At 46.0% G+C, this 25,318-nt stretch carries 17 protein-coding genes; 7 read left to right on the top strand and 10 right to left on the bottom strand.

Translation table 11 applies throughout. The annotated features are described in order from the left end of the window. Nucleotides 1–100: 100 nt before the first annotated feature. The gene (gene apcD / locus H6F56_RS05040) at nt 101–586 is read left to right on the top strand and encodes an allophycocyanin subunit alpha-B (protein ID WP_190665748.1); all 486 of its coding nucleotides are present in this window, start codon (nt 101–103) and stop codon (nt 584–586) included. A 134-nt stretch (nt 587–720) separates the two neighbouring features. Here apcD and H6F56_RS05035 read toward each other — a convergent pair whose 3' ends face one another. From H6F56_RS05035 to nirB, 3 genes are all read right to left on the bottom strand, one after another. Continuing rightward, nucleotides 721–1,326: a tetratricopeptide repeat protein gene (locus tag H6F56_RS05035; protein ID WP_190665747.1), complete on the bottom strand. Its 606-nt coding sequence runs from the start codon at nt 1,324–1,326 to the stop codon at nt 721–723. Nucleotides 1,327–1,549: 223 nt separating this feature from the next. Next, nucleotides 1,550–1,909 carry a nitrite reductase small subunit NirD gene (nirD, locus tag H6F56_RS05030; RefSeq protein WP_190665746.1) on the bottom strand — a complete coding sequence of 120 codons (360 nt, stop codon included), beginning with the start codon at nt 1,907–1,909 and terminating at the stop codon, nt 1,550–1,552. 76 nt (nt 1,910–1,985) lie between these two features. Further along, entirely contained in the window at nt 1,986–4,529 is a 2,544-nt protein-coding gene (gene nirB, locus H6F56_RS05025) for a nitrite reductase large subunit NirB (protein WP_190665745.1), read from the bottom strand. Between the two features lie 289 nt (nt 4,530–4,818). On the opposite strand from nirB, the gene H6F56_RS05020 reads away from it, so the two are divergent. Then, on the top strand, nt 4,819–5,685 hold the full coding sequence (locus tag H6F56_RS05020) for a DUF4351 domain-containing protein (protein WP_190665744.1): 867 nt from the start codon (nt 4,819–4,821) through the stop codon (nt 5,683–5,685). Nucleotides 5,686–5,707: 22 nt separating this feature from the next. On the opposite strand, the gene H6F56_RS05015 is transcribed toward H6F56_RS05020, so the two are convergent. The 5 genes from H6F56_RS05015 to H6F56_RS04995 form a co-directional block, all read right to left on the bottom strand. Then, the gene (locus H6F56_RS05015) at nt 5,708–6,496 is read right to left on the bottom strand and encodes an ABC transporter permease (RefSeq protein ID WP_190665743.1); all 789 of its coding nucleotides are present in this window, start codon (nt 6,494–6,496) and stop codon (nt 5,708–5,710) included. A 35-nt stretch (nt 6,497–6,531) separates the two neighbouring features. Beyond that, nucleotides 6,532–7,533, bottom strand: coding sequence for an ABC transporter ATP-binding protein (locus H6F56_RS05010; RefSeq protein WP_190665742.1), 1,002 nt, complete (start codon nt 7,531–7,533; stop codon nt 6,532–6,534). 202 nt (nt 7,534–7,735) lie between these two features. Then, nucleotides 7,736–8,569 (bottom strand): hypothetical protein, encoded by an 834-nt coding sequence (locus H6F56_RS05005; RefSeq protein ID WP_190665741.1) that lies wholly within the window; start codon nt 8,567–8,569, stop codon nt 7,736–7,738. Between the two features lie 192 nt (nt 8,570–8,761). Further along, nucleotides 8,762–9,955, bottom strand: a complete 1,194-nt coding sequence (locus H6F56_RS05000) for an anion transporter (protein WP_190665740.1) — start codon at nt 9,953–9,955, stop codon at nt 8,762–8,764. 76 nt (nt 9,956–10,031) lie between these two features. After that, nucleotides 10,032–10,169 carry a hypothetical protein gene (locus H6F56_RS04995; RefSeq protein WP_190665739.1) on the bottom strand — a complete coding sequence of 46 codons (138 nt, stop codon included), beginning with the start codon at nt 10,167–10,169 and terminating at the stop codon, nt 10,032–10,034. A gap of 162 nt (nt 10,170–10,331) precedes the next feature. Between H6F56_RS04995 and H6F56_RS04990 the strand changes: the two genes are divergently transcribed. After that, nucleotides 10,332–11,042 carry a PEP-CTERM sorting domain-containing protein gene (locus H6F56_RS04990; RefSeq protein WP_190665738.1) on the top strand — a complete coding sequence of 237 codons (711 nt, stop codon included), beginning with the start codon at nt 10,332–10,334 and terminating at the stop codon, nt 11,040–11,042. Between the two features lie 293 nt (nt 11,043–11,335). Here H6F56_RS04990 and argJ read toward each other — a convergent pair whose 3' ends face one another. Further along, nucleotides 11,336–12,577, bottom strand: a complete 1,242-nt coding sequence (gene argJ, locus H6F56_RS04985; protein WP_190665737.1) for a bifunctional ornithine acetyltransferase/N-acetylglutamate synthase — start codon at nt 12,575–12,577, stop codon at nt 11,336–11,338. A 426-nt stretch (nt 12,578–13,003) separates the two neighbouring features. Next, nucleotides 13,004–14,488: an Asp-tRNA(Asn)/Glu-tRNA(Gln) amidotransferase subunit GatB gene (gatB, locus tag H6F56_RS04980; protein WP_190665736.1), complete on the bottom strand. Its 1,485-nt coding sequence runs from the start codon at nt 14,486–14,488 to the stop codon at nt 13,004–13,006. Nucleotides 14,489–14,774: 286 nt separating this feature from the next. On the opposite strand from gatB, the gene H6F56_RS04975 reads away from it, so the two are divergent. The 4 genes from H6F56_RS04975 to H6F56_RS04960 all read left to right on the top strand — a co-directional run bounded on the left by H6F56_RS04975 (nt 14,775) and on the right by H6F56_RS04960 (nt 25,118). Then, nucleotides 14,775–15,383 (top strand): hypothetical protein, encoded by a 609-nt coding sequence (locus H6F56_RS04975; protein ID WP_190665735.1) that lies wholly within the window; start codon nt 14,775–14,777, stop codon nt 15,381–15,383. A gap of 63 nt (nt 15,384–15,446) precedes the next feature. Further along, nucleotides 15,447–18,143, top strand: a complete 2,697-nt coding sequence (locus H6F56_RS04970) for an OmpA family protein (RefSeq protein WP_190665734.1) — start codon at nt 15,447–15,449, stop codon at nt 18,141–18,143. Nucleotides 18,144–18,194: 51 nt separating this feature from the next. Then, nucleotides 18,195–18,728 (top strand): Rab family GTPase, encoded by a 534-nt coding sequence (locus H6F56_RS04965; protein WP_309236439.1) that lies wholly within the window; start codon nt 18,195–18,197, stop codon nt 18,726–18,728. 42 nt (nt 18,729–18,770) lie between these two features. Then, a complete protein-coding gene (locus H6F56_RS04960; protein ID WP_190665733.1) occupies nt 18,771–25,118 on the top strand; it encodes a PAS domain S-box protein in 6,348 nt (2,115 codons plus the stop codon). Nucleotides 25,119–25,318 lie beyond the last annotated feature (200 nt).

Here is a 25,318-nt window from a genome sequence, read left to right as displayed (position 1 = left end):
AACTTACGTTTCTAATTGCAACTTGTTATGAGCACTCTTTATTTGTGTCCCTCAGAATCGATAAACTACTTAATGATCTTCTGAGACTGCAGTAATAACCATGAGCGTAGTTAGCCAAGTTATTCTCCAAGCGGACGACGAGCTTCGTTATCCAAGCACCGGCGAACTTAAGAGCATTACACAATTCTTTCAAACCGGCGAACAGCGGGTTCGCATCGCCAGCACACTGGCAGAAAATGAAAAGAAAATTGTAGAACAAGCAAGTAAACGGCTTTGGCAGAAACGCCCAGACTTTATTTCTCCGGGCGGTAATGCTTACGGACAGCGTCAGCGGGCGCTTTGTTTGCGTGATTATGGCTGGTATCTGCGTCTAATTACCTACGGGATACTTGCCGGTGACCAAGAACCGATTGAAAAAATTGGGATCATTGGCGTGCGGGAAATGTACAACTCTCTGGGTGTTCCTGTGCCTGGTATGGCTGAATCCATCCGCTGCTTGAAAGAAGCAGCCCTAGCACTGCTTAGCCAAGAAGACGCCGCTGAAGCCGCCCCTTACTTCGACTACATCGCTCAGGCTATGTCATAACGGCAACCTGTTCACTGTTACTGAGTGCCCTCTGGCAGCGTTGCTAGAGGCTCTCACTTTGTTCAGCGATCAGTTGTCAGGTGCCGGCTGTGATGCGCGGCTGACGGCTGACGATTGATCGCTGACCATTTTATTTAGTCAACAAATAGCTGTTTTATTTGTTCAGGGGTGAAGGGGTTTTGACCCCGGCGCAGGGAATTGATCCAACTTTGGCGTTGGTATTTGCGACTTTGGTCTTCCGTCGTGTCTACAAATACCTGAAAATCTTCAATAGCACCCTCAATATCGCCGCTAAGCGCCCGTGCAAGACCCCGGCTGTCCCGGAACTCTTCTTGTTTGGGTGCAAGCTCTATAGCCTTGTTACAGGCATCTATCACATCCGCTGCTTGACCCCAGAGGCTGCCAAACCAGCACAGGGTGTTCCAGTCGCCGGCAGAAACCGGGAGTGGGGAGTTAAGTATTTCGGCTTCAGCATAAACGGAGAGTGCGCGTTTGACTTCTCCTCGCCTCACCAAGTTTTCTCCTTCTTTTAGTAGCGCCGAGCTTGTCTGTTGTCGCGCTTGCAGTGTGAGAGAGTGCACCGGCACTGTGGTTGCGCTTTGCCGGCTATTCGCGCCGGCTTTGTCAATAAAGGTGATAGCAGCTAATGTTACGACGGCGGTTGTTAGGCTTAAAAGTTTGAGCCGGCATTTGTTGGTTCTGCGTGCTGTCCAATTTGCTTTTGCTTGAGTCGTCGCCATTCTCTAATTTGCCTCTGTTGCACAAACCTCTTCCTAATCTAAGTTTAAACGGTGTTTTCCGGGTGATATTTAACGATTTTGAGGTTGTCGGTTTAAGGTTATAAGAATAACTCTCCGATTAAGCAAGGAAAGTCCATTTGTAGATTTGGATAGATACAAAAAAAACCGATTTCTTCAAGAAACCGGGCTTCTGGCTCTATGGCAACGATAAATCACCGCAACTTTAACCGATTGCTACCTGCACGCGCTCATCAACAACTCTGGCAGGGAAGGCCGGCACCTTCACCGTTTCATCATCTAAACATTGCCCTGTCGCTAAATTGAAGTTTTGCTTGTAAATCGGTGAAGCAACTTTTTTAACACCCTTACGATCACCTACAATTCCCCGCGATAAAACATGGGCTTTGCTAAACGGATCGTAGTTACCGAGTGCATAAACTTCCGAACCATTTCCTATCCGAAAAACCGCGACTTGTTTACCTTCAACTAGGGCACAAACTCCTGTATTGGGTATAATTGCTGACACTGGACAGACATCAATCCATTGGGTAACTTTCTCACGAACTGGTAAAGCTTGAACCACTTTCTTTTCTCCCTATTGATTTCTGGTTAACGATGTTTTTGTAATGCCGGCATCTTACCGGCACCACACGGGCAACTTATTCAGCAGCACCCACTAAAGTTTTCTCGTGTTCCTTAGCTGGGCGTTTTTGCCCGCGTTCATCTACATATTGCAGACTTGGATCTGGCTCATCCGTATTAACAAAATGCCGGAACCGCTGTACTTTTTCTGGATCTTCAATGGTTGCCTTCCACTCACATTGATAAGTGCTGACAAGGTGTTCCATCTGTTCTTCCAACTCAGCACCAATGCCAAGGGAATCTTCAATAATTACTTGTTTCAGGTATTCAATCCCGCCTTCAAGTTTGTTAAACCAAGTTGCCGTGCGTTCCAGTCGATCAGCAGTACGGATGTAGAAAACTAAGAAGCGATCCAGATACTTAATCAGCGTTTCTTTGTCAATATCCGCTGCTAGTAAAACGGCGTGTTGGGGCTTCATGCCACCATTGCCACACACGTACAAATTCCAACCATTTTCTGTTGCAATAATGCCAAAATCTTTGCTTTGCGCTTCTGCACATTCGCGGGTGCAACCGGAAACGGCAGATTTTAATTTGTGGGGGGCACGTAAACCTCGATAGCGCAATTCGACTTCAATCGCCAAACTTGTAGAATCCTGTACGCCAAACCGGCACCAGGTACTTCCCACGCAAGATTTTACGGTACGGAGTGCTTTTCCATAAGCGTGTCCTGATTCAAAGCCGGCATCTATCAATTGCTTCCAAATTTGGGGCAATTGATCCACACGCGCCCCGAATAAATCAATCCGCTGCCCGCCAGTAATCTTGGTATAAAGCCCAAATTCTTTGGCAACTTTTCCGATAACAATTAGCTGATCGGGTGTAATTTCCCCGCCGGGTACTCGCGGGACAACTGAATACGTTCCATCCCGCTGAATGTTAGCAAGATAGTAATCATTCGTATCTTGCAAACTGACGTGGGGAGTTTTTAAAATATGCTCATTCCAAGTAGAAGCAAGCATAGAAGAGACAGTCGGCTTACAAATCTCACATCCTAAACCGCTGCCGTGCTGTTGAATTAACTCATCAAAGGTTTGAATTTTATGAACTCGCACTAAATGATACAGTTCCTGGCGGGAATAGGCAAAATGTTCGCAGAGATGATTTTTGACAACCAAACCGGCTTTCTTCATCTCAGACTTGAGAATATCCGTTACCAATGGCACGCAACCGCCGCAGCCGGTGCCGGCTTTTGTGCATTTTTTCACAGTCGGCACATCGGTGAGGTTGCCCTCGCGGATGGCGCTACAAATCTGCCCTTTTGTAACATTATTGCAGGAGCAAATTTGCGCCGAATCCGGCAAACTTTCGACTCCCATTGCCGCAGATGCCGGCTTGCCTTCCCGTGGTGGCATTAACAAATCTTCGGGATAGGGAGGCAAGGCAATCCCATTTTGGACAAATTGCAGCAAAGTGCCATAGGCGGAAGCATCTCCAATGAGAATTCCCCCTAAAAGCCGGCTGCCATCCTCATTTAAAACCAGCTTTTTATAAACACCTTGAACCGTATCTGTGATGGCGATTTCTTTAGCACCGGCAGTTTTGGCAAAGGCATCCCCGAAACTTGCTACATCCACTCCCAATAACTTGAGTTTGGTGGACATATCCGCGCCGGTAAAGGTACTCGTCGCTGTATTGCTCAGGATATCCGCTGCGACGCCTGCCATCGTATAGCCGGGGGCGACTAATCCGTAAATTCGATTTTGATAAAGGGCGCATTCTCCTACCGCATAAATGTCTGGATCGGACGTTTGACAGTAATCATTGATAATAATCCCGCCACGTTCGCCCACGGCAATTCCGCAGTTTCTGGCAATGTCATCGCGGGGACGAATGCCGGCAGAAAAAACAATCATGTCGGTTTCTAACTCGCCGCCATCTGCAAACAGCATTTTAGAAACTTTGCCATTTTCATTGAGAATTTCTGTCGTGGCTTTGTTGGGGTGAACCGATACTTCTAACGCTTCGATTTTGCTGCGGAGAATTGCACCACCGGCTTCATCAATTTGCACCGGCATCAAGCGGGGCGCAAACTCAACAACATGGGTTTTTAACCCCATGTTTTTCAGGGCATTTGCACATTCCAATCCTAATAAACCGCCCCCAACGACTACGCCAACGGTGCAGTTTTTGGCGTATTCATACATTGCTTCCAGATCATCAATGGTCCGGTAAACAAATGTACCTTTCGCGTCATTACCTTTAATCGGCGGCACAAAAGGATAAGAGCCGGTGGCGAGAACGATTTTGTCGTAGGGAACTTCTAACCCATTAGCTGAAGAGACGGTTTTTTGTTCCCGATTAATCGCAACTGCTTTATCGCCAATGTGAATTTCAATTCCGTTTTCTTGATAAAACCCAGGTTCAACTAACGTTAAATCACCCGCAGTTTTCCCAGAGAAAAAGCCACTGAGGTTAACGCGATCGTAAGCAACACGAGGTTCTTCGCAGAATGTAATTATATTCCATTGCTGTGTCGCTCCTTTTGCAACCATCAGCTCTAGGAATTTGTGACCGACCATACCATTGCCGATAACAACGAGGTTCTTTTTGGCTGTCATTAAATTTTTCAACGCCTATATCTCAGTTATCCTAATTAGAGATATAAAGAATTCCCATGTTATTTTGTAGCTATTGTTACTAAATATAGATTGTTATGCAGTCTTGGAATGATCCCCATTTTGTTTTTGCATTTTGGGTTCAAAAATACCGCAAATTGACAAAATATCGCCATAGCTGAGGAATGCCAACTGAGTGAGATGTGAAACCCTGGGTGAGTTCTCCCTATCGTTCTAAGCTAGTCTAAACAACCTTTAGCCATCCTATTGAGGAACGCAATATAACGCGTCTATGACTGAGCCGGCAGATATTGGCAGCAAACGTTTAATTAGCCTCGCGCCTGAAAGTTGGGTGCGATGGGTGACACAGTTTCCCGATGTGGAAGTGCGAGATATCATTAGTTCAGACTTTCAGTGGGTTCGCCGCGAGAGTGATGTCTTGGTACGAGCTTACACTCCTGAACATGGGGAATTTCCGCTACTGAACGAATTACAATTGCGTTATAAGCCAGAAATGCCTAAGCGAGTGCGGGCTTATGCAGCACTGGCAGAGGAAAAATATAATCTGCCGGCTTATCCGGTATTAGTTAATATTTTACAAGAGAGGAATGTGGCAATTCCTACTCGTTATGAATCAGAGTTTGCCGGCTTACAGGCGCGTCAAGACTATCGCGTGATCAATCTTTGGGAAGTGGATGTTGAAATCGCCTTTCAACAATCTATTAAAACCCTGCTGCCATTTGTACCAGTGTTGCGCGGGGGTGCTGAGGAATCTACCGTGCGACGCGCTTTGCAAACCCTCCGCGCCGATGAGCAACTGAACCAGTTAGAAACGCTCCTGGCATTTTTTGCTACGTTTGTATTAGACAGCGCTTTAGTTCAACAAATAATGAGGTGGGATATGGCAATATTATCAGAATCTCCCTGGTATCACGAGATACTAGCACAAGGGCGAAAACAGGAAGCGTTAACTATGATTGTGCGCCAACTCACTCGCCGGTTTGGTTCCGTTTCTCGTGAGTTACAAGAGTCTTTGCACCGGCTTTCCTTGGAGCAATTAGAAGAATTGAGTGAGTTACTGTTAGATTTTGCTGCGATCACTGACTTAGAAACCTGGTTAGTTACGCAAGGTGAAAATCAACAAATTGTTGAGCCTTAGTTGGCAAATTTGGGGCAATTTTTTAAGCACCCATTCCCGAATAATGCTTCAAACCTCGACGCCATAACCAGCGGTTGCAGATAAAAAATACAATTGTCCAACCCAGCATCACTAACAACCCACCAACTACATCCACCGGCAACCCTACCAGTATCGCAGCGGGAAAATGCACCAAATAGGGAAAGGGCGTCCACTGCACAACTTGGCGCACCGATTCTGGAAACATTTCTAAAGGAGCAATCATGCCGGAAAAAAACAGGTAAAACAAATACCAGAATTGCTCAATTGCCGTTGCTCTCTCTATCCAAAAAGCAAATAAAGCAAAGGTGTATTGGATCAGAAAGCGCAAGATAAAGGCAAAAACAATAACGAGCCAGAATAGTAAAAATCGTCCAGGATTTGGTATCCAAAACGATTGTGGATAGAGGGCAAAAAACAGTAAGACTAGCCCAAAAATAAATGGCAAACGGGCAAATCGCTCAGAAATATGACCAGCAACGTGGTGCCAAACTGGATCAAGCGGTTGCAAAAGTCGCGGAGAAAGCTTTCCCTGCACGACTTCTTTCTCAAACTCAAAAATGACCCAAACTACATTTGTTTGCCGGACAATAAAAGCTGCTAGAAAGTAGCGAGCGAAATCCACCGGCTGTAACCCAAAGTTCCCACTCTGAGAAGCTTTCATCCAAATTCCCATTAGGATAAATGGCAAAGATCCAGATAGCGCCCATAAAAATAATTCTGCTCGATATTCGAGCATATAGGCGTAGTAGGAAACTAGCAAAGTTTTAGCAGTTCTGATGGCTTTATTCATGAGAAATGGGATGAGGGAAAAATTTGAATTAAAAATTAGGTGACTTTTCCGGTGCGAAAAACTCTGCCAATTACTTCTTCAATAGGTGGATCGGTAACGGTTAAATCTAGCACTTCTAACTCAGCTAAAATTCTGGCAACACTCGTTGTGAGTTCTTCGCGCTTTACTAGGAGACGCACGGACTGCCCTTCAACTGATTCCAATTCACCGTAGGAAGATAGCATAGAGGTTGCTTGCATGGTTTCCACCGGCAGCGGATGAGCAAGTTCTACCTGCACTTCCCGATACGGCGCAAAACGATCTAAAAGTCCATCGAGACTGCCATCATAAACCAGTTGCCCCTCGTGAATCAGCAAGACGCGCCGGCACAAGGCTGTGATATCTGCCATGTAATGACTTGTCAGCAGTATTGTTGCCTGATAACGCTGGTTATATTCGCGCAGGAATTGTCGCACACTGACTTGAGCGTTTACATCTAGTCCCAGCGTCGGTTCGTCTAAGAATAACACTTGAGGCCGGTGAAGCAGTGCCGCCATTAACTCAGCTTTCATCCGTTCCCCAAGAGAAAGTTTTCGCACCGGCTGGTTGAGTTTGCCTTGCAGGGAGAGCATTTCCGTAAGTTCTCCCAGACGCAAGCGGTATTCTTTATCAGAAATGCCATAGACTGCTGCGTTTATTTTCAGCGAGTCAAGTGCCGGCAGATCCCAGATCAACTGCTGCTTTTGCCCCATCACTAAGGTAATTTGTTGCAAAAAGGAGGCATCGCGTTGGAAAGGAACCATGCCGGCAACGTGCACTGTGCCGGCAGATGGATGAATTAAGCCGGTGAGCATTTTCAGCGTCGTGGTTTTACCGGCACCATTTGCCCCTAAAAATCCCACCACTTCGCCGGCTTCAATTTCAAATGAAACTTTCCGAACTGCCTCCACCATTCGGTAAGTGCGGCGCAGAAAGTGGTTCAGAGTTCCTTTTAATCCGGGTTCTTTCACTGCCACGGGGTAGACTTTGCTCAGGTCTTCAGCCACGATAATAGACATACCAATCTGTTACCCTATTTTTCTGTAGACTTGCATGAAATTGCTGATCAAACTTCTTACAAAAATGATTTCTATTCGCAGCTATTAATGATAGCCTGCCGTCAGGCATCCACAGATGAATTAATGGTCTATTGGATAAATAAATTAGTGATTATTGATTTTTACCTCAAATTTTAATATTTGAATAGACGATTGGAAACTCTTATTCTCCAGCAATTTCGATGCGACTATCTCCAATTCGCGGCCTAACATTATTGCCCCACCATTCCCTCCATTGACTTTTATCTATTGTAATTTGTCTTTCCGTTTCGACACTCTGATTATATAAATCTATCAGTTTCATCACCGAACTTGTATATTCCTTAAGTAAGGTTTGGCACTCCGACAGTAAATCCCCTCGAATAATACTAATTTCATGCCATTGCTTCGCTTCTCGAATGGATGAAATAAACCGAATAAAGCCGGCATCTGCCACTTCTTCCATTAAATCAACGATTTCTGAATCCAAGTAATAGGAGTATCTGTCTACGACTTTCCCTAAAGCTAAACTCAGACTGGTACACTCTGTATAAAGGTAATCCAGCCAGTCCATTTCTTCGCCACGCGATGTTAAAATAGGAGCCGGTTTCAGAAGGTCTAAAAATCCCAATTCATAGAAGTAGGTTTCATCAAATAAATTTTCCAATTTTTCGTAAGGTTTAGAAGGTTGCATCTCTATCGAGGCTTTAAACATATTAAAAAACAAAATAACTTGTTTATAAAAAACCCTTTTTAACGGCCTAAAAGCAATTTCTCTAAATTTCTTGCGTTCATTTTCTTTGTTAGCTTTTACCGTTCTATTCACTAAAAATAAAACTAATAATATTCCAATAATTTCAGCATTTATATTTAACAAAAAATCTCTAAGCCAGAGATCGCAAACATTTTTATTTATAAAACCAATTGTACAGCCATAAAACAAAGCGGTGCAAATTAATAAAGAAACAAATAATAATACATAATAACGCTTACCAAACTCTTTAATTGAATTCCACATCAAAATGCGCCCACTGAACTTTTCTAGAATTTAACACTGAACTCAAACCCAACTCCATAATTAAAAACTTAAACAAAATAATAATTGTGACATTCCATCCAAACCATTATGACTCGATCCATTCTCCCCTGCTAGAGGAAGCGCTCACCCTCTCTTCATTAATTCTGGGCAAGTCTAAATTGTACCTACAATTTAATTGAGCCAAAAATAAGCCAAAACCAATGTTAGCAGCGTTAGCGGCAAACCAAACCGCAAGTGATCCCAAAACGACAGCTGATAACCTTGCCGGCTAGCAACCTCAGCAACAATCAGATTCGCTACCGATCCCAACAAAGTTAGATTGCCGGCAAGCGTCGAGCCGGCAGCTAGCAACAACCAAGCAGACGTATCCTGCTGGGGGATAAGCGGTTGCAAAACCAGCACCGCCGGCACATTGGAAATCAGGTTCGACAACAGCACTGTCACGCCTAGCAAACCAGCCGGAGTATCGATAAAACCCGTAAACCAATTTAATAAACCCAGCCGCTGCGTTGCCTCAGTGATGATAAATAAACCGGCAAACATCACCAAGAGGTTCCAGTCTACCGCAGCCAAGAACCGCTGTGTCTTCACCCGGCGAGAGAGCAATAAGAGACTGCCGGCAACCCAGGCAGATTCGGCTAAGGGGAAGCCGGCAAGGAATGCTGTTAACAGTCCAACAGTTACCAAAAGGCTTTTTATCAATAAAGGTTTAAACAGCCGGTGCGTTATCGGCAAAGGGGATTCGTAAGGTTTAAGTGAACGCACTTCCGGGTAAAGCCACCATAACCAACCGATTTGAACAAGCAAACTGAGCAGTGCTACAGGAGTCAGCGCTTTGGCAAAAGCTAAATAACTGATGCCAGAAAAAGAACCGATTACCAAGTTTTGCGGGTTTCCACTGATGGTTGCCACAGAACCCAGGTTTGTTGCGCCGGCTAATGCGAGAAGATAGGGAATTGGGTTAAGTCCGAGCGATCTCGTCAGTGTCAAAGTTCGCGGCGTGAAGAGGATTGCAATCGTGTCATTGAGGAACAACGCAGATAGGAAACCGCTGCTGAAAGTGAGTGCGACTAATAGCGCAAAAGGACTGCCGGTGTGACGCGAGAGGAATACTAAAGCTAATTGAAAAAAACCCGATCCAGCCAGACCGGCATTCACAATCATCATGCTTAATAAGAAGATGATAATGCCGGGATCGATGGCAAGCCACGCTTCTTTAAGGTTCAAAACACCCAAAGCAACGGTAAAGCCGGCTCCGATTAAAGCAATGCCGGTGCGGTTCAGGCGTAGGCTAGGGATGTATCCTAATCCTAACCCCAAGTAAGTCAGCGCCAATACGGTAGATTGGAAGACTTTTAAATACATTGATTCAATAAAATTCTAAAAAACTGTTCAGCTATAGCATCGGCTATAACTTCGCCTCATTTTTCCACATGACCCGTTAGAAATTCGTTTTCGCCGGCACTTCTTGAATCGTCCAAATAACAATTTGCAACAAAACGCGTTTCTGTAGCCGGCAGTCAATATTTCCCTTGAAATTTTCCGCTACACCCACTCTAATAGCAGAGCTTGTTTGCACAAACTTTACATTTAGCCCCAAACTTTGTGAAGTTTTAATGAAACTTCCGTAAATATACAGGCATATATTGAGAGAATTAAGTTAAACTCGCTCGCTAGCGTAAAAACCCTTAGCCGTCAATAGACCTCAAACCCATCACCCTGCACCCTAAAGTAGAAAAAAATGTTTACGAACCTATACCAAAAATTAGCAATTGCCACCGCCGGCACCGCTTTGAGTTTATTTGCCCTCGAAGTTACCCCTGCCGAAGCCGCCATCATCACCTATGATTTCACTGTGGATATAACGAGTGGACACTTAAGCGGCAATCAGTACAATGGCTTTTTCAGCTACGATGACACAGCAACCTCAGCAGCCGGTGAACCACTAGAGCCTTATTTTGACGTGACCGAATTCAATTTTGACTTTGCCAATACAGCATTCCAACAACAAGGGCAGAATAGAACCTATACAAAGAGTGACGTTCGCTATGACGGACGGAGCCTTCCCTATTCGCTTCCTTTAGAATTTGACGGCGGTGAAGTGGTTGAAGATGAGTTTGGAAACATACAACTGACTCCGCGAGGAGGTGAGCTGGTTCGTTTTGCATTTTCTACTTTCGATGCGTTTAACTATGAGAATCAGGATGGTTGGTGGTCAATGTTTGCTAATAGACAAGGATCTTCATCATTTAACTACTATTTCGGTTGGGACGACTTGTTAGGTGATCCCGGGCTGAGCGGAGCGGGAAATGTGAGCTACGCATTGCGTTCCGTACCGGAACCGAATACTGTTTTTGCGCTGGGTCTTTTGGGTGCCGGCTGGCTGTTAAAGAGAAAGAACTTTTCTTCCCGTTCCTCTGGCTTAACCGCGCCGGCAAAGTCGAATTCCTAGAAAGAAGTTGGCGAGGGCAAAATGATCTTTAAAGATCATGAATATCCGATAAAGCCGATTGAAGAGAAAACTTTATAAGTCGGTAATTTCGGGCTACGCAATTTTGTTTGTCTAACAAACGTATAGATCGCAGCGCAAGGAGAATAATAATTGGGTTATTTAAAATCGCGGCTAGGCTGACAAAACCTGTTTCTGCCGGCTTAAGAGGTTGACTTAGTCCGCGCCGGCAGACTGGGTTTGTGTAGCCGCGATAGCGTAGCGCCAGCAATTTTCAATTGCTATTCGATTTCCGCTTAAGTCGTATATTCGGCGTTAATCTTCACATAGTCATAACTTAAATCACATCCCCAAGCAGTCCCAAAACCGGCTCCATTTCCCACATTCACGGAAATTAAAACCGTATCTTCTTTCAAATACGCCCCCGCAGCGGCTTGTTTCATATAATTACTCGCCGCCGCCCGATCAAATGGCAAAGGTTGACCGTTTTCCATTAATAAGAAATCCCCTAACTGAATGCGGAGATCTTCTTGCTCAAAGGGCACGCCGGCACGTCCTGCGGCTGCTGCAATTCGTCCCCAATTTGGATCGCGTCCAAAAATTGCAGACTTGACCAAAGAGGAACCGACAATCGTTTTGGCAATTTGACGTGCCGCCGCTTCATCTTTTGCACCGGAAACTTGCACTTCAACCAAGCAGGTTGCCCCCTCTCCATCCCGTGCAATTGCCTTGGCTAAATACTGACAAATTGCCGTCAGCATCGCCTCTAATTTGTCCGCCTCTGCACCGGGTTCTGTAATCGCCGGCGTCCGAGATTGCCCATTTGCGAAAGCGATTAACGTGTCATTTGTACTCGTATCACCATCAACGGTAATTTGATTAAAACTTTTATCTGCGGCACGGCTTAACATATCGTGCCAAAGATGAGACGAAACAGCGGCATCGCAAGTAATAAACGCCAGCAGCGTCGCCATGTTGGGATGAATCATGCCTGATCCTTTGCACATTCCACCCATTCGGACTGTGCGATCTCCAAACTGTGTCTCGAAGGCGATTGATTTTGGCACTAAATCCGTGGTGCAGATCGCCTTAGCCGCAGCATCGCCTCCATCTGTTGAAGCAGCCGCTACTAAGTTGGGAATTCCCGCCCGCAAGCCGTCCATTTTAATTCGTTGCCCGATCACGCCGGTGGATGCCAGCAAAATCGTGTCGGAGGCAATATTCAGTTCTTGTGCCAACAACATTGCACTTTCTATCGCATCCAGCCAACCTTGTTCGCCGGTGGCAGCGTTGGCTTGACCGGCATTACATAAAATTGCTCTAGCACTGGCTTTGGCTTGCAAACGTTGCCGGCAGTAATCCACACACGCCGCCCGCACTTGAGAAGTGGTAAACACCCCAGCCGCAATCGCATCTCCCTCAGACACAATTAACGCCAAATCCGGCGCACCCGAAGGCTTTAAGCCCGCTGCAATTCCTGCTGCCCGATACCCTCTAGGTGCCGTCACTCCACCGCTAATTTCCTGCCACTCTGCCATAGTTTCTCCCAACCCTCTTTAGCCCGACTGAGAGGCGATTATATCAGGCGAGTGGGAATTGAATGTGTGAGTGGAACTATCTTACCGGCAGCGCGTCCTCAAAAAAAATATCGCCGCATCCACAAAAAACAATTCGCCAGATATAAAATTTCGAGTTTCAATGAATTAAGGTACTAAAAAAATCCTTTTGCCGGCTTAGCAAAACTCTCCCCCATGCCCCATGCCCTATGCCCCATGCCCCATGCCCAAAACAAAAAAAAGGGAGAGCCTTGGGGGACTCTCCCTGCCATCAGGGTGCATCTACTTATCACAAGATAGCATCTTGAGGGTGAGGGGTCAAACCCCTCAAGAAAAGTTGTAAAGAAACTACAAAAAAAGGTGGTCATGAACCACCTTTTCCGATCACAGCGCTCAGTTTTTCAGTTCCTAAGCGTTCAACTTACGCGCCAGCAGTTGGTTGGTGAGCTTAGGATCGGCGCGTCCCCCAGTTTGTTTCATCACCTGTCCGACAAAAAAGCCCAGCAGTTTCGTTTTACCGGCACGATATTGTTCCAGTTCCTTGGGATTCGCCGCCAGCACTTCATCAATCATGGTTTCCAAAGCGCCGGTGTCGGAAATTTGGCTCATTCCCTTGCTTTCCACCAATTCCTTGGCAGATCCGCCGTTTGTTAGCAACTCTGGCAGCAGATCCTTCGCCATCTTGCCGCTAATCGTGCCAGCTTCGATCAGGGAAATCAGTTCGCCTAAACTTGCCGGTGTGAGGGGAATTTCTGCAATGCCGAGTTTTTCCGTTTTCAGGTAAGCGACAATATCCCCCATAATCCAGTTAGCCGCTTGCTTGGCATTCGCGCCGGCATCCACCGCCTGCTCAAAATATTCTGCCACCTGCCGGTCCTCCGTCAGCACCCGCGCATCGTAAGCAGAAAGCCCCAATTCAGTTTCGTAGTGGTGGCGTTTGTGCGCCGGCAACTGGGGCAACTCAGATTTCCACTGCTCTAACTGTTTCGTTGATACTTCAATCGGAGATAAATCCGGTTCTGGGAAATAGCGGTAATCGCTAGAACCTTCCTTCAAGCGCATACTAATTGTGCGCTGAGCGCCTTCTTCCCAAAGCCGCGTTTCTTGATAAATTCGCTCACCGGCTTCGACGGCTGCAATTTGCCGCTCAATTTCATAATCAATCGCCCGCGCAATTGCACTGAAGGAGTTCATATTTTTAATTTCCACCTTCGTGCCAAACTTCTCTTGTCCAACCGGACGAACAGAGATATTCACATCACAGCGCAGGGAACCTTCTTGCATATTGCCATCGCTGACGCCAAGATAGCGCACAATCCGCTGCAATTCTTGCGCGTATTCAGCCGCCTCTTGCCCAGAACGAATATCGGGTTCTGAGACAATTTCAACCAAAGGAATACCGGCTCGATTGTAATCCACCAACGAGTAAGTCGAACCCGACAGACGTTCGCTGCCGGCGTGCACTAACTTGCCGGCATCTTCTTCCATGTGCAGGCGCGTGATACCAATGCGCTTGCGTCTGCCATTGCCTTCCTCATCCACCAGCTCAATCTCTAACCAGCCATGCTCTGCAATCGGCAAGTCGTATTGAGATATCTGATAGTTCTTCGGCAAATCTGGGTAAAAATACTGCTTCCGGTCAAATTTGCTGTACTTAGCAATTTCGCAGTTAAGCGCCAAGCCGGTTTTCACGGCATATTCAAGCACCTTCTGATTCAGTACAGGCAACACCCCGGGCATTCCCATGCAAATTGGATCAATATTTGTGTTGGGAGGTGCTCCAAATTCCGTCGAGGAACTGGAAAAAATCTTAGTTTTGGTACTAAGCTGACAATGGGTTTCCAGCCCGATAATCGCTTCGTACTGAGTTTTAACCGATGCAGCTGTGGTCATGGGCGTTACAGATTGCTTCTCTCGCAACGATTTGCTCCTATTGTAGCCCTGTCTCTGTCCCCTCAGCGCTTAAATCACGATTGCCGGCACCGCCTTACCCACCCAAAAGGCGAGCCAATATTAAATTTCTCGTACTCGTTAACAAAAGTAACCTGCCGATTACCCTATCCTCCTTTCCTCCGGTTTTCTGTGGATCGATTGCCTCCCCAAACCGAGCTTTAACATCCAAACAGAAACGTGACACAATAGAATTAAGTGAGAATTTTTGCAATTAACAGAGGCAAACATGGCTGAAATTACAAAAGAGGAAATGCGTGAAAGGCTGGGGAATATCGATCAGATACGCGATATCATCTTCGGCGCTCAGTTGCGAGATTATAACAATCGCTTTGAAAAAATAGAAACTGAATTATCACTGCTCCAGCAAGAAATGCACGATTATGCTGAGCAGGTTAAAAGTGTTCTTTCCACAGAAGTTCGAGCGGCTGTTGATTCTTTTGAGAAAAAACTTAAGTCTGTTAATTTAAGCACCCAAGAAGAAAGCGCCGATCTTCGTCAGCAAATCGACCGGATTAATCGCAAGTTTTCCAATCACTTGGAAGCACTTGATGAATCGGTTGATAAACAAACAAGTTCCATGCGTGATGATCTTTCACAAACCAGAGACAGGCTTCAAGACGAAGTTCGCAATCTCAGAAATCAAGTTTTTGATGAGCTAGACAAACGTCTATCTTTGCTGCGAGATGTCAAGGTTTCCAGAGATGACATGGCAGAAGTTTTGTTTGAGCTGGGGATGCGGATAAAAGGTACAGAGTTTGTCCCTGAGCTTAAAGAAGCTGCTGATACGAATATGTATACGGATGTGCGGTTGATTGAACCAACCCATAACCAATAGAAAATTCCAAGACTTACTCAGAGTCAGCACTGAAAGTAGCTTGATTTTATGGATTAGCAGATCATGGCTTTATCGGAAGAAAATTTAGGAAGTAGGGAACAGCCGGATGGGTTGGTTTCTGAATCTGTTCAGTTACCAGAAGATTCAGAAGCTCAGCTTGAAGTGTTGCTGGATCTTTTGATGGAACTCAACATCATTGATTCAGATGAAAAACCCGTTGCTGAAACCCTTTCATCCCAAAATGATTCCAACGGTAAAGTTGCGGAGGCTGAGCCTTTGGCAAATGTCACCCCTCAGCCTCCACTGCTAGAAAACTTACCGGAAATGTCAGGTTTGCATCAGCCAGATGTAGCAGATTTAAATGGTAGTATCGAAGACTTAAAAAGTTGGTTGCTGCTGCCGGCATCAAAACCAGAAGCGCCGGCACAGCCAGAGCCAGAGAATTTAGAGAGCAACCACGAGGATAAAAATGTTGCTGAATTTTCAACACCGGCACAGGCAGATATCGCTGATCTAAATGCCACCATAGAAGGATTAAAAAGTTGGTTGCTGCCCTCAGTGGGACAAAAAGAACCAACAAAATCCGCAGCGCCGACAGAACCAGATATTCTAGATTTAGATGCCAACCAAGAAGATGATAATCCTGCCGAATCTTCAGTGCCGGTGTCACCGAATTTTGCCGCTTTAGACGCGACACTTGAAAAATGGCGAAATCGGCTAGATCAGCGTCAGCAGCTTGAACATACTCCTGAAGAATCTCTCCCCGCACAGGAATCAGAGGAGCCGGTTAATCCTGTTGAAAGTTTGCAAAATCTTCTATTCGGCTCCCAACTCACGGAAATAGAAGATTTTAAAAAGCTACTGACTGAATCAGAACTGCCGGGAGTTCACAATCAACTTTCAAAAATTAAAGATAAACTGGAAAATATTGAGCATCAGCTCTACGATCCTGAACAGCTAATGAAACTTTTGCTGCCTTGGATCGCTCACATTCTTAGCCTCAAAATTTCGGACTCTAAAGAGGAAGTTATTCAGGCAATTGTTCCAATTATTGATGAAGTCATTAAAAATAGAACCCAACAAAATAAGCTCGCAATGAGTGCGGCAATTGCCGATTTGTTACCGGGAGCAATTTCTCAACAAATTAAGAACTCTCCCGAAGAAATGGCTAATGCGATCGCTCCGGAAATTGCGATTGCGATTAAACAGCAAATTCGGCTAGATCGAGACGCAATTGCCGAAGCGTTAGCACCCGAAATGGGTAGAGCCATTAAAGAACAGATTAGGCTGGAACGCGATGTCATGGTAGATGCGCTTTATCCTGTTATTGGTAACACCATTACACGATACCTGGGAGAAGCCATTCGCTCTATCAATGAAAAAGTTTCAAACTCTTTTAGTGTGGAAGGAGTTCAGCGCAAAATCCGTGCCAAAGTGCAGGGAGTCTCCGAGGCAGAATTAATCCTCCGGGAAGCTTTGCCGTTTAGTGTGCCAGCCATTTTCTTGATTCACAAAACATCCGGACTGATTATTTCAGATGTTCAGCATTCTGGCAATCAAAGATTAGAATCTGAAATGGTGGCGGGGATGTTAACGGCTATCCGCAGTTTTGTGAATGAATGTATTATTCAGTCGGGAGAGATTTCTGAACTTAATGAAATTGAATATGGTGACTCTAAAATAATTTTAGAAGTAGCAGGATACTGCTATTTAGCCGTAGTTGTTAAAGGAGATCCTTCCAAAAAATATATAGAAAAAATCCGAAAAACCCTGAGCATTATCATTTTAGATTACGGTCAGCCTATCGAATTTTTTAATGGCGATCCGGCAACGATACCAGAACCAGTACCGGCACTATTAGAAACATTAATGAATTCTGCCGCAGAGAAGCTGCCGGCGAAACAACCCCGCGCCCTTCTAGGAATCGGTTTACTTGCTTTAAGCCTGATTTTAGTGCCTTGGGGAATTTCTTTTTACCGCAACAAAATTGAACGGAGCATTGAAGCAAAAGCCGGCTCAGCCTTAGCTTCCGCGCCACAATTAGCGGTTTATCGTTTGAGCGTCGATGCTGAGGGAAAAACTCTGAAATTGACAGGAAAACTGCCTAATCAAGAACTCCGGGAAAAAGCCGGTCAAATTGCCAAAGCAGCAGTTCCTACCTTGAGGTTAGATAATCAAATTATTGCCGTTGATGTACCTCCCGATCCAGTATTAGTCGTTGCCGAAGTGAAACGAGCAACAGATGTTTTAAATCAGATGGAGGGCATTTCTATTTCAACGAAATATGCCGAACGTAAAGTCACAGTAGAGGGAACGGTTAGGGAAAAAACAGACACCCAGAAAATCGTCCAAGCTCTCAAACAAATTCCGGGTGTTCAATCTGTTATCAGCACCATACAGCTCAATCCCCTCCAGATTACCAGCCGAATTTACTTTGAGCCTGGATCTGCCGCACTCAACCCAGCCTATCTCAAAACTATTATCCAGATTAAAAGTTTTTTACAGCAATACCCTCAGAAAAACCTTAGGATAATAGGTCATAGTGATACCCTTGGCAATCAAACCAAAAACCAGCAGTTAGCACGACAACGGGCGATAGCTGTGCGAGATGCGCTTGTGAGTCAAGGTGTCGATCCCAAGCGACTACAAGCGATAGGGAAACCAAAACCCCCTGCGGGTGTCGAGTCCAATCAACCGTTACTATTAAGCAGATGCGTGGTGTTTGAACCGGCAACACCGACAGAGATCAACAGTCAGTGATGGCTGCAAACGGAGCAACTACGTCAACGACAGTCGATAAATTAACTGAATGTGTCAATGATATCAAAAAAAATGTGCTTAATCGGCGATTTTGGCGTTGGAAAAACCAGCTTAATTCGTCGTTTTGTTGATCGCCAGTTTAGCGATCAGTACCTTTCAACCGTAGGCGTTAAAATTTCTCGAAAAAATATTGAACTGGTTGAGGTGAAGCAGCAGGAAAAGCTAGATTTACAGATGTTAATATGGGATTTAGAAGGGCATACTAAATTTAAGGCGATTGCTCCAAGTTACTTACAAGGATCTAGCGGTGCGGTAATCGTTGCCGATGTGAGCCGGCAAGAAACCATTGAGCGAATTCCAGAGCATCTTCAGCTCTTTGCATCCGTTAACCCCAAAAGCTCTGCCATCATCGCTTTAAATAAATCTGACCTCGTTGACGAAGACAAACTGGCTAAACTTTTTGAGCTTGTTCAGGATCTCCCTCAAGAGGAAATACTAGGCATCTATACTACTTCGGCAAAAACTGGCAAAGACGTAGATGCAATCTTTCAAAAATTAGCTTACAAAATGGTAGAGCCGGTGTAACTGAACTTTGATTTCCAACAAGCGCTAAAACTCCACGCCTTCATGAAATACCAAGTTTTAAATCAGATTTTCCATAAACCCTCAGCCATCAACCAGATGGAATACGTGGTAGTAGATGAACGCTTCAGCATCATAGAAATATCTGAGGGAGCCAAACACTTTTCTGATCGTCCCGATGAAGCCATCCTCGGAAACGATGTTCGCGCCGGCTTTCCCGAACTGATTGGCATAGAAGATTATCTGAGTGCCATCCTTCAAGGGCAGCAAGAGCTTTTTGAACTCAAAGGCATTGATCGCTCTGTTGAAGCGAGTTCTCCATTATATATAGATGTTTTCGTTATTAGGGATGAAGACGAGAAATTTTCAAAAAATCGATTGCTCGTCCTCATGGAAAACTCTACAGAAAGGATGGTCTTAAAACAAACATTAGTTCAGCGAGAGAACGAATCTTATCTTTTATTGAGTCAACTGTCAGCCTCCAAATCTTATCTAGAAAAAATCTTATTAGCCACGGCTGATGCTTTATTTGTTGTGAATCAAAGTGGGATTATAAAAAAAGTTAATCGAGCTACCGTAGAGTTGTTTGGCTATAGAGAAGAAGACTTAATAGGTCAGCCGCTTGCGATGATTCTAGCTGAACAGCAAAGCGAGAATGAAGCAACATCAGTTAGAGAATTTTTACAGCCGGCAACAACCCTATCTAGAGGGGAATTTTTGCAGAATGTAGAAGTCACTTGTCAGACCAAAGCAGGGGAAGAAATTTTTATCTCCTTTTCGGGTTCAGCCATCCAAACAGACTTAGAAATCTTGGAAGATTTTGTCTATGTCGGTCGTGATATAACCGAGCGCAAGCGCACAGAAGCTGCCGTAGCCAAAATGAACGCAGCCCTCGCTCAAAAAGTTAGCGAACGAACCGTCGAATTAAGGCAAACTATCCAGCAACTAGAAACCCAAATTGCCGAGCGCCAGCACATAGAAACAGCCCTGCGAGAGAGCAAATTGCGCCTCAGCAGCCTGATGAACTCGCTTCAAGATGTGGTGTGGTCAATTTCAGCAACAACCTTTGAACTGCTTTACCTTAACCCAGCCACAGAGACACTTTACAACCGGCCCGTGGGGGAATTTTATAACAATCGTCAACTCTGGCTTGAAGTAATTCACCCAGAAGACAGTGAGCGAGTTTCTAACTATGTTCCCACAATTTTAAAAACCGGCAGCGCCGAAATAGAATACCGCATCATCCGTGGCAACTCAGAAATGCGTTGGGTTTATGATCGAGGTCAGTTAATTAAAGATGCCAAAGGCAACAGCGTCCGAATTGAAGGCATCATCACCGACATTACCGAACGCAAACAAGCCGAAGCCATCCTACAACAAACTAATGAAGAATTAGAACGCCGAGTCGATGAACGCACCGCCGAATTAAAAGCAACCAACGAACAATTACTCAGCGAAGTTTGGGCACGGCAGCAAACAGAAGAAGCACTCCGCCAAGCTCACGATGAATTAGAAATTCGCGTGCAAGAACGCACCGTCGAACTTGCTACAGCCAACGCAGCATTACAGGCAGAAATTAGCGAACGCCAGCGAGCCGAAGAAACCCTACAAAATATCGTTGCCGGCACAGCTTCCGTCACCGGAGAAGAATTCTTTCCCGCACTGGTGCGCCATTTGGCAGCCGCACTCGACGTTCGCTACGCCCTCGTCTCACAAGCCAAAGGCGACCCAATTGAAAAATTGCAAACCCTCGCCTTTTGGGCCGGCGATCAACTGGAGGAAAACTTCGATTACAACCTAGCCGACACTCCTTGTGAAGTCGTTACCAACGAAGCCCATCTCTGTCACTTTGCCGATCATTTGCTAGAACGCTTTCCCAAAGCACCGGCACTCATTTCGCTCCGTGCCCAAGGTTACTTAGGCGTTCCCCTATTTGACAGAGCACACAAAGTCATTGGCACTCTGTGCATTATCCATGACAAACCCTTGCTAGAAGACCCGCGAGGCGTCATGCTAATCAATGTTTTTGCCGCTCGCGCAGCAGCAGAACTCGAACGCCAGCAAGCACAAGAAGCACTGCTAAAATCTCATGAGGAATTAGAAGTTCGAGTCCAAGAACGAACCGTTGAATTAATAGAAACCAACGAATTTCTTCAAGAAGAAATAGCCGAGCGCAAACAGGCCGAAGAAGCGCTACAAAGCTATACAGATGAACTTCAAGACTTGTATAACAACGCTCCCTGCGGCTATCACTCCCTCGATTCAGAAGGAACATTCATCCGCATTAACGAGACCGAACTCAATTGGTTTGGTTATACACTCGATGAAATTCTCGGAAAAAAGAAGTTTTCTGATATCCTGACCCTTGAAAGTTCGCGAACTTTCCAAGAAAACTTTTTCCACTACAAAGAGCAAGGGTGGGTGAGCGATCTTGAGTTCGACATCATCCGTAAAGATGGCACAATTCTGCCTATCCTCTTGAGTTCAACAGCAGTCAGAGATAGCGCCGGCAACTATCTAATGAGCCGATCCTCGGTTTTTGATATCACTGCTCGCAAGCAGGCAGAACAAGCACTGCGCGAAAGCGAAATTCGGCTCAGAAGACAACAAGCAGGACTGATGGCACTCGCCAAGTGCCAGCCCCTGTACAGTGGCGACGTAGAGGCAGCCTTGCAAGAACTCACCCAAATTGCAGCCGGCACTCTCAACTTAGCGCGAGTTAGCGTGTGGTTCTACAACGAAGATCACACGAAAATTCACGCCCGCGACCTATACGAAATGAACGAGAATCGGCATTCCAGCGGCTTAGAACTTTCTGCCCAGGACTTTCCCGGTTATTTCCAAGCTCTAGAAGCAGACCGCATGATTGCCGCAGATGACGCTCACACCAACCCCCACACTCAAGAGTTTAGCGAGTGTTATCTCACACCCCTAGGCATTACCTCCATGCTGGATGTGCCCATTCGTCTAGGTGGGCGAACAGTCGGAGTACTTTGTCACGAACACATCGGAACGGCGCGCCGTTGGGCATTAGAAGAACAAAACTTCGCGAATTACTTGGCCTATATGGCATCTCTGGCAATGGAAGCCGGTGATCGCAAACGAGCAGAAGAAGAACGGCAAAAATTTGTTTCCCTCGTCGAAAACAGCAGCGACTTCATTGGCATGGCGACACTAGAAGGCCAAGTCTTTTATCTCAATGAAGCGGGGCGTCAGCTGGTGGGACTCGACAGTCACGAACAAACCTTGGCTCCTAAAATATCCGACTATCTTTCTCAAGACACTTGGGTGCAATACCAAAAGACGTTGTTCCCCACCATCGAAAAAAACGGTCACTGGGAAGGAGAAGGCACACTGCGCCACTTTAAAACCGGCCAGCTCATCGACACCCAAATGACCATGTTTATCGTCAAGCACTTAGAAACTGGCAAACCTATGTGCTTTGCCACGGTTCAGCGCGATATTACTGACCGCAAGCTAGCAGAAGCTGCACTTTTAGAAAGCGAGAACAAATATCGTTCGGTTGTTAACAGTTTACATGAAGTTATTTTCCAAAAAGACGCAAATGGCTTGTGGACATTTCTCAACCCAGCGTGGACAGAAATCACCGGCTTCACTGTTGAAGAAAGCCTAGGCAAAAACTTTATAGAATTCATTCATCCCGATGACCGCCAAATAAATTTAGGGCATTTTGAAAGCCTGATTACTCTTCAAAAAGAAGTCATCCGGCACGAGATTCGTTACTTAACAAAAAATGGTGGCTGCCGCTGGATTGAGGTTCAAAAACGCTTGAACTTGACATCAGACGGCACAGTGCTCGGCGTTTCTGGCACCCTCAACGACATTACCGACCGCAAGCTAATAGAACAAGCCCTAGAGCAAGAGCGTCAGCAGCTGCGGCAAATTATTACCAATGCGCCGGTAGCAATGGCGATGTTTGATACCGAGATGCGCTATCTCGCCCACAGCAATCAGTGGGTGACAGATTACCAACTAGAGGGGCATTCTTTGATGGGACGTTCCCACTATGAAGTTCTGCCGCATCTCTCATTGTCTCAAATAGACATTTATCAGCGGGCGCTGCAAGGGCAGGTCATTTCCAAACCAGAGGAAATGTTTGAGCGTTTAGATGGCTCCCAAATGTATCTGCGCTGGGCTGTTCAACCTTGGTACAGCTCAGAGGGAAAAGTTGGGGGAATTGTCATCGTTACTCAAGTGATTGATGAATTAGTAGAAGCGCGAGAATCTGCCCTGGAAGCCTCGCGGATGAAATCACAATTCCTCGCCAACATGAGTCACGAAATCCGCACCCCGATGAATGGCGTCCTGGGGATGACCGATTTGCTTTTGTCAACGCCGCTTAATGCGGAACAGCAAGACTTTGTACGAACCCTGCGCGTCAGCGGCCAAAACCTGCTAACCCTGATTAATGATATTCTCGACTTCTCCAAGCTTGAAGCCGGTGAAATGCGGCTGGAAACCCTGGACTTTGACTTGAATACCTGTGTGGAAGAAGTCACAGATTTGTTAGCAGCACAGGCTAATGCCAAAGGACTGGAACTGTTTACTTTAGTGGAAAGTGATGTGCCGGCAGCCCTATCAGGAGATGCCAGCCGGCTGCGTCAGGTGTTGATTAATTTGGCCGGCAACGCGCTCAAATTCACCTCCCAAGGGGAAGTAGTGATTCATGTCCAGAGGTGGGGGAAAGAACAGGAAAATGAAGAAACCTTCTCATCCTCTCCTGAAAACGTAAAGCTACGATTTACCGTCAAGGACACCGGCATTGGTATCGCACCGGCAGACTTAGACAAACTCTTCCAATCTTTTTCGCAAGTGGACGCCTCCACTACACGCAAATATGGCGGCACCGGCTTAGGGCTGGTGATCTGCAAGCAGCTGGTAGAGCTGATGGGAGGTGAAATTGGTGTTGAAAGTGTAGAGGGAGGAGGTTCAACTTTCTGGTTCACCGCCACCTTAGAAAAACAAGCCGCCAGCGGAATTTCACAGCCAGTTCAGCATCCAGAAATTAAAATCCAACATCGCCGGATGTTAATCGTGGATGATAACTCCACCAATCGCCAAATATTGCGCTCTTATGCCAACTCTTTTGGCATTGAGGTGAGTGAAGCCGAAACCGGCACCACTGCTCTGACGATTCTGCGCCAAGCTGTAGCCAGTGGTAACCCCTATGATGTAGCTTTGATTAGCTTGGATATCCTGGGGATGAATGGAGAAGTGTTCGGACAACTGATCCGCTTCGATCCCGCCCTCGTTCAAACCAGGTGGATTTCGATCACTTCAATGCACCAGCGGGATCGCGCCATTCGCCTGCTGGATCTAGGGTTCTCTTGCTATTTAATCAAGCCGATAAAAGCATCCAAGCTGTTAAATTGCCTAAAGCAAGCCATAAGAGGTAACAACATCTCTCCCTCAACAGAGGAAGCACTCGCTGCCGGCTGGGGGCTGCCGGCACGTGTTCCGCCATTGGCGCTCAAACAACCAACACAGGACAATCCACAGCCGGTAATCACCTCCACCGACGCTTCTGTCAAGCAGCCAGCACCCACTAATCATGCCCAGGATCTACAGCCACCAGAAACGCCGGCGCAACCCCCGGCAACCCTGAAAATTCTGCTGGTGGAAGATACCCCCATTAACCAAAAGGTTGCCCTGAGTCAACTCAAGGTACTGGGTTATCAGGCTGATTGTGTCAGCGATGGGCAGCAAGCCCTTGACCGGCTCGCCCAAACAGATTACGACATTATTTTAATGGATTGTCAGATGCCGGTTCTCGACGGCTATAAAACGACACAAGCGCTTCGCCTCCGGGAAGGTGAATCTCGCCATACGATTGTGATTGCCTTGACGGCTAATGCCTTAAAAGGAGATCGAGAAAAGTGTTTGGCAGCCGGCATGGATGACTACATCAGCAAACCCATCGATCTCAAATCCTTGGCGGCTATTCTCAATCGCTATAAACCTGTAAAAGAACAGCATCAGGAGGAAATAACGCCGGTTCTCTCTTCTAGCAGCCCTGTGTCTGCAACGCCTCTTGAGGTGCCGGTGGATCTGGAGCGACTGCGCGAACTCAGCAGAGGAGATACAGCATTTGAGTTGGAATTGCTAGAAACCTTTATGGAGGATGCTCCCACTTATGTGGAAGAAATTAAGCAAGCTGCTGAAACTCGCGATGTCGCCACTCTTTGCCGGCGTGCTCACCAGCTCAAAGGTGCAAGCGGGATGGTTGCGATCCGCAAGATGCCGGCTCTGGCAGCTCAATTAGAGAGTGTGGCTCAAGAAAATCACCTTGAAGGAGCGGCGGAGTTAGTCACTGAACTAGAAGCAATTCTACAGCAGGTAAAAGCTTTGATTGCTAACTGGCCAGCTCATTAAAAATGGCCCTGCCAATTTCATCTGGAAAAGTTAATCATTTCAGGTTGAGCTTGGGAATATTAACAAAGCGACGGTCGTCTTATCAGTCTTGGGTGCAATAGTATAACATTAGAATTTTCCCGTTTTTGGCGCGTTCAGACATTAGGATGCTGCGATTGTGTGAAGCTAAAAACAGAAAATCATCATTGTTAAGGTGCAAA

Origin of the sequence: Microcoleus sp. FACHB-672 (genome assembly GCF_014695725.1) — a bacterium.
Classification (GTDB): domain Bacteria; phylum Cyanobacteriota; class Cyanobacteriia; order Cyanobacteriales; family Oscillatoriaceae; genus FACHB-68.
Note: the sequence above shows the minus strand (reverse complement) of the source record. Positions and strands in the feature narration are given on the sequence as shown.

Bases quoted from the DNA above. Each gene is read 5' to 3' on its own strand.
- H6F56_RS04960 (WP_190665733.1), top strand. From the start codon at position 18,771: ATGAAATACCAAGTTTTAAATCAGATTTTCCATAAACCCTCAGCCATC.
- nirB (WP_190665745.1), bottom strand. From the start codon at position 4,529: ATGACAGCCAAAAAGAACCTCGTTGTTATCGGCAATGGTATGGTCGGT.
- gatB (WP_190665736.1), bottom strand. From the start codon at position 14,488: ATGACCACAGCTGCATCGGTTAAAACTCAGTACGAAGCGATTATCGGG.
- H6F56_RS05035 (WP_190665747.1), bottom strand. From the start codon at position 1,326: ATGGCGACGACTCAAGCAAAAGCAAATTGGACAGCACGCAGAACCAAC.
- H6F56_RS05020 (WP_190665744.1), top strand. From the start codon at position 4,819: ATGACTGAGCCGGCAGATATTGGCAGCAAACGTTTAATTAGCCTCGCG.
- apcD (WP_190665748.1), top strand. From the start codon at position 101: ATGAGCGTAGTTAGCCAAGTTATTCTCCAAGCGGACGACGAGCTTCGT.
- H6F56_RS04970 (WP_190665734.1), top strand. From the start codon at position 15,447: ATGGCTTTATCGGAAGAAAATTTAGGAAGTAGGGAACAGCCGGATGGG.
- H6F56_RS05000 (WP_190665740.1), bottom strand. From the start codon at position 9,955: ATGTATTTAAAAGTCTTCCAATCTACCGTATTGGCGCTGACTTACTTG.
- H6F56_RS04990 (WP_190665738.1), top strand. From the start codon at position 10,332: ATGTTTACGAACCTATACCAAAAATTAGCAATTGCCACCGCCGGCACC.
- argJ (WP_190665737.1), bottom strand. From the start codon at position 12,577: ATGGCAGAGTGGCAGGAAATTAGCGGTGGAGTGACGGCACCTAGAGGG.
- H6F56_RS05015 (WP_190665743.1), bottom strand. From the start codon at position 6,496: ATGAATAAAGCCATCAGAACTGCTAAAACTTTGCTAGTTTCCTACTAC.
- H6F56_RS04975 (WP_190665735.1), top strand. From the start codon at position 14,775: ATGGCTGAAATTACAAAAGAGGAAATGCGTGAAAGGCTGGGGAATATC.
- H6F56_RS05005 (WP_190665741.1), bottom strand. From the start codon at position 8,569: ATGTGGAATTCAATTAAAGAGTTTGGTAAGCGTTATTATGTATTATTA.
- H6F56_RS05010 (WP_190665742.1), bottom strand. From the start codon at position 7,533: ATGTCTATTATCGTGGCTGAAGACCTGAGCAAAGTCTACCCCGTGGCA.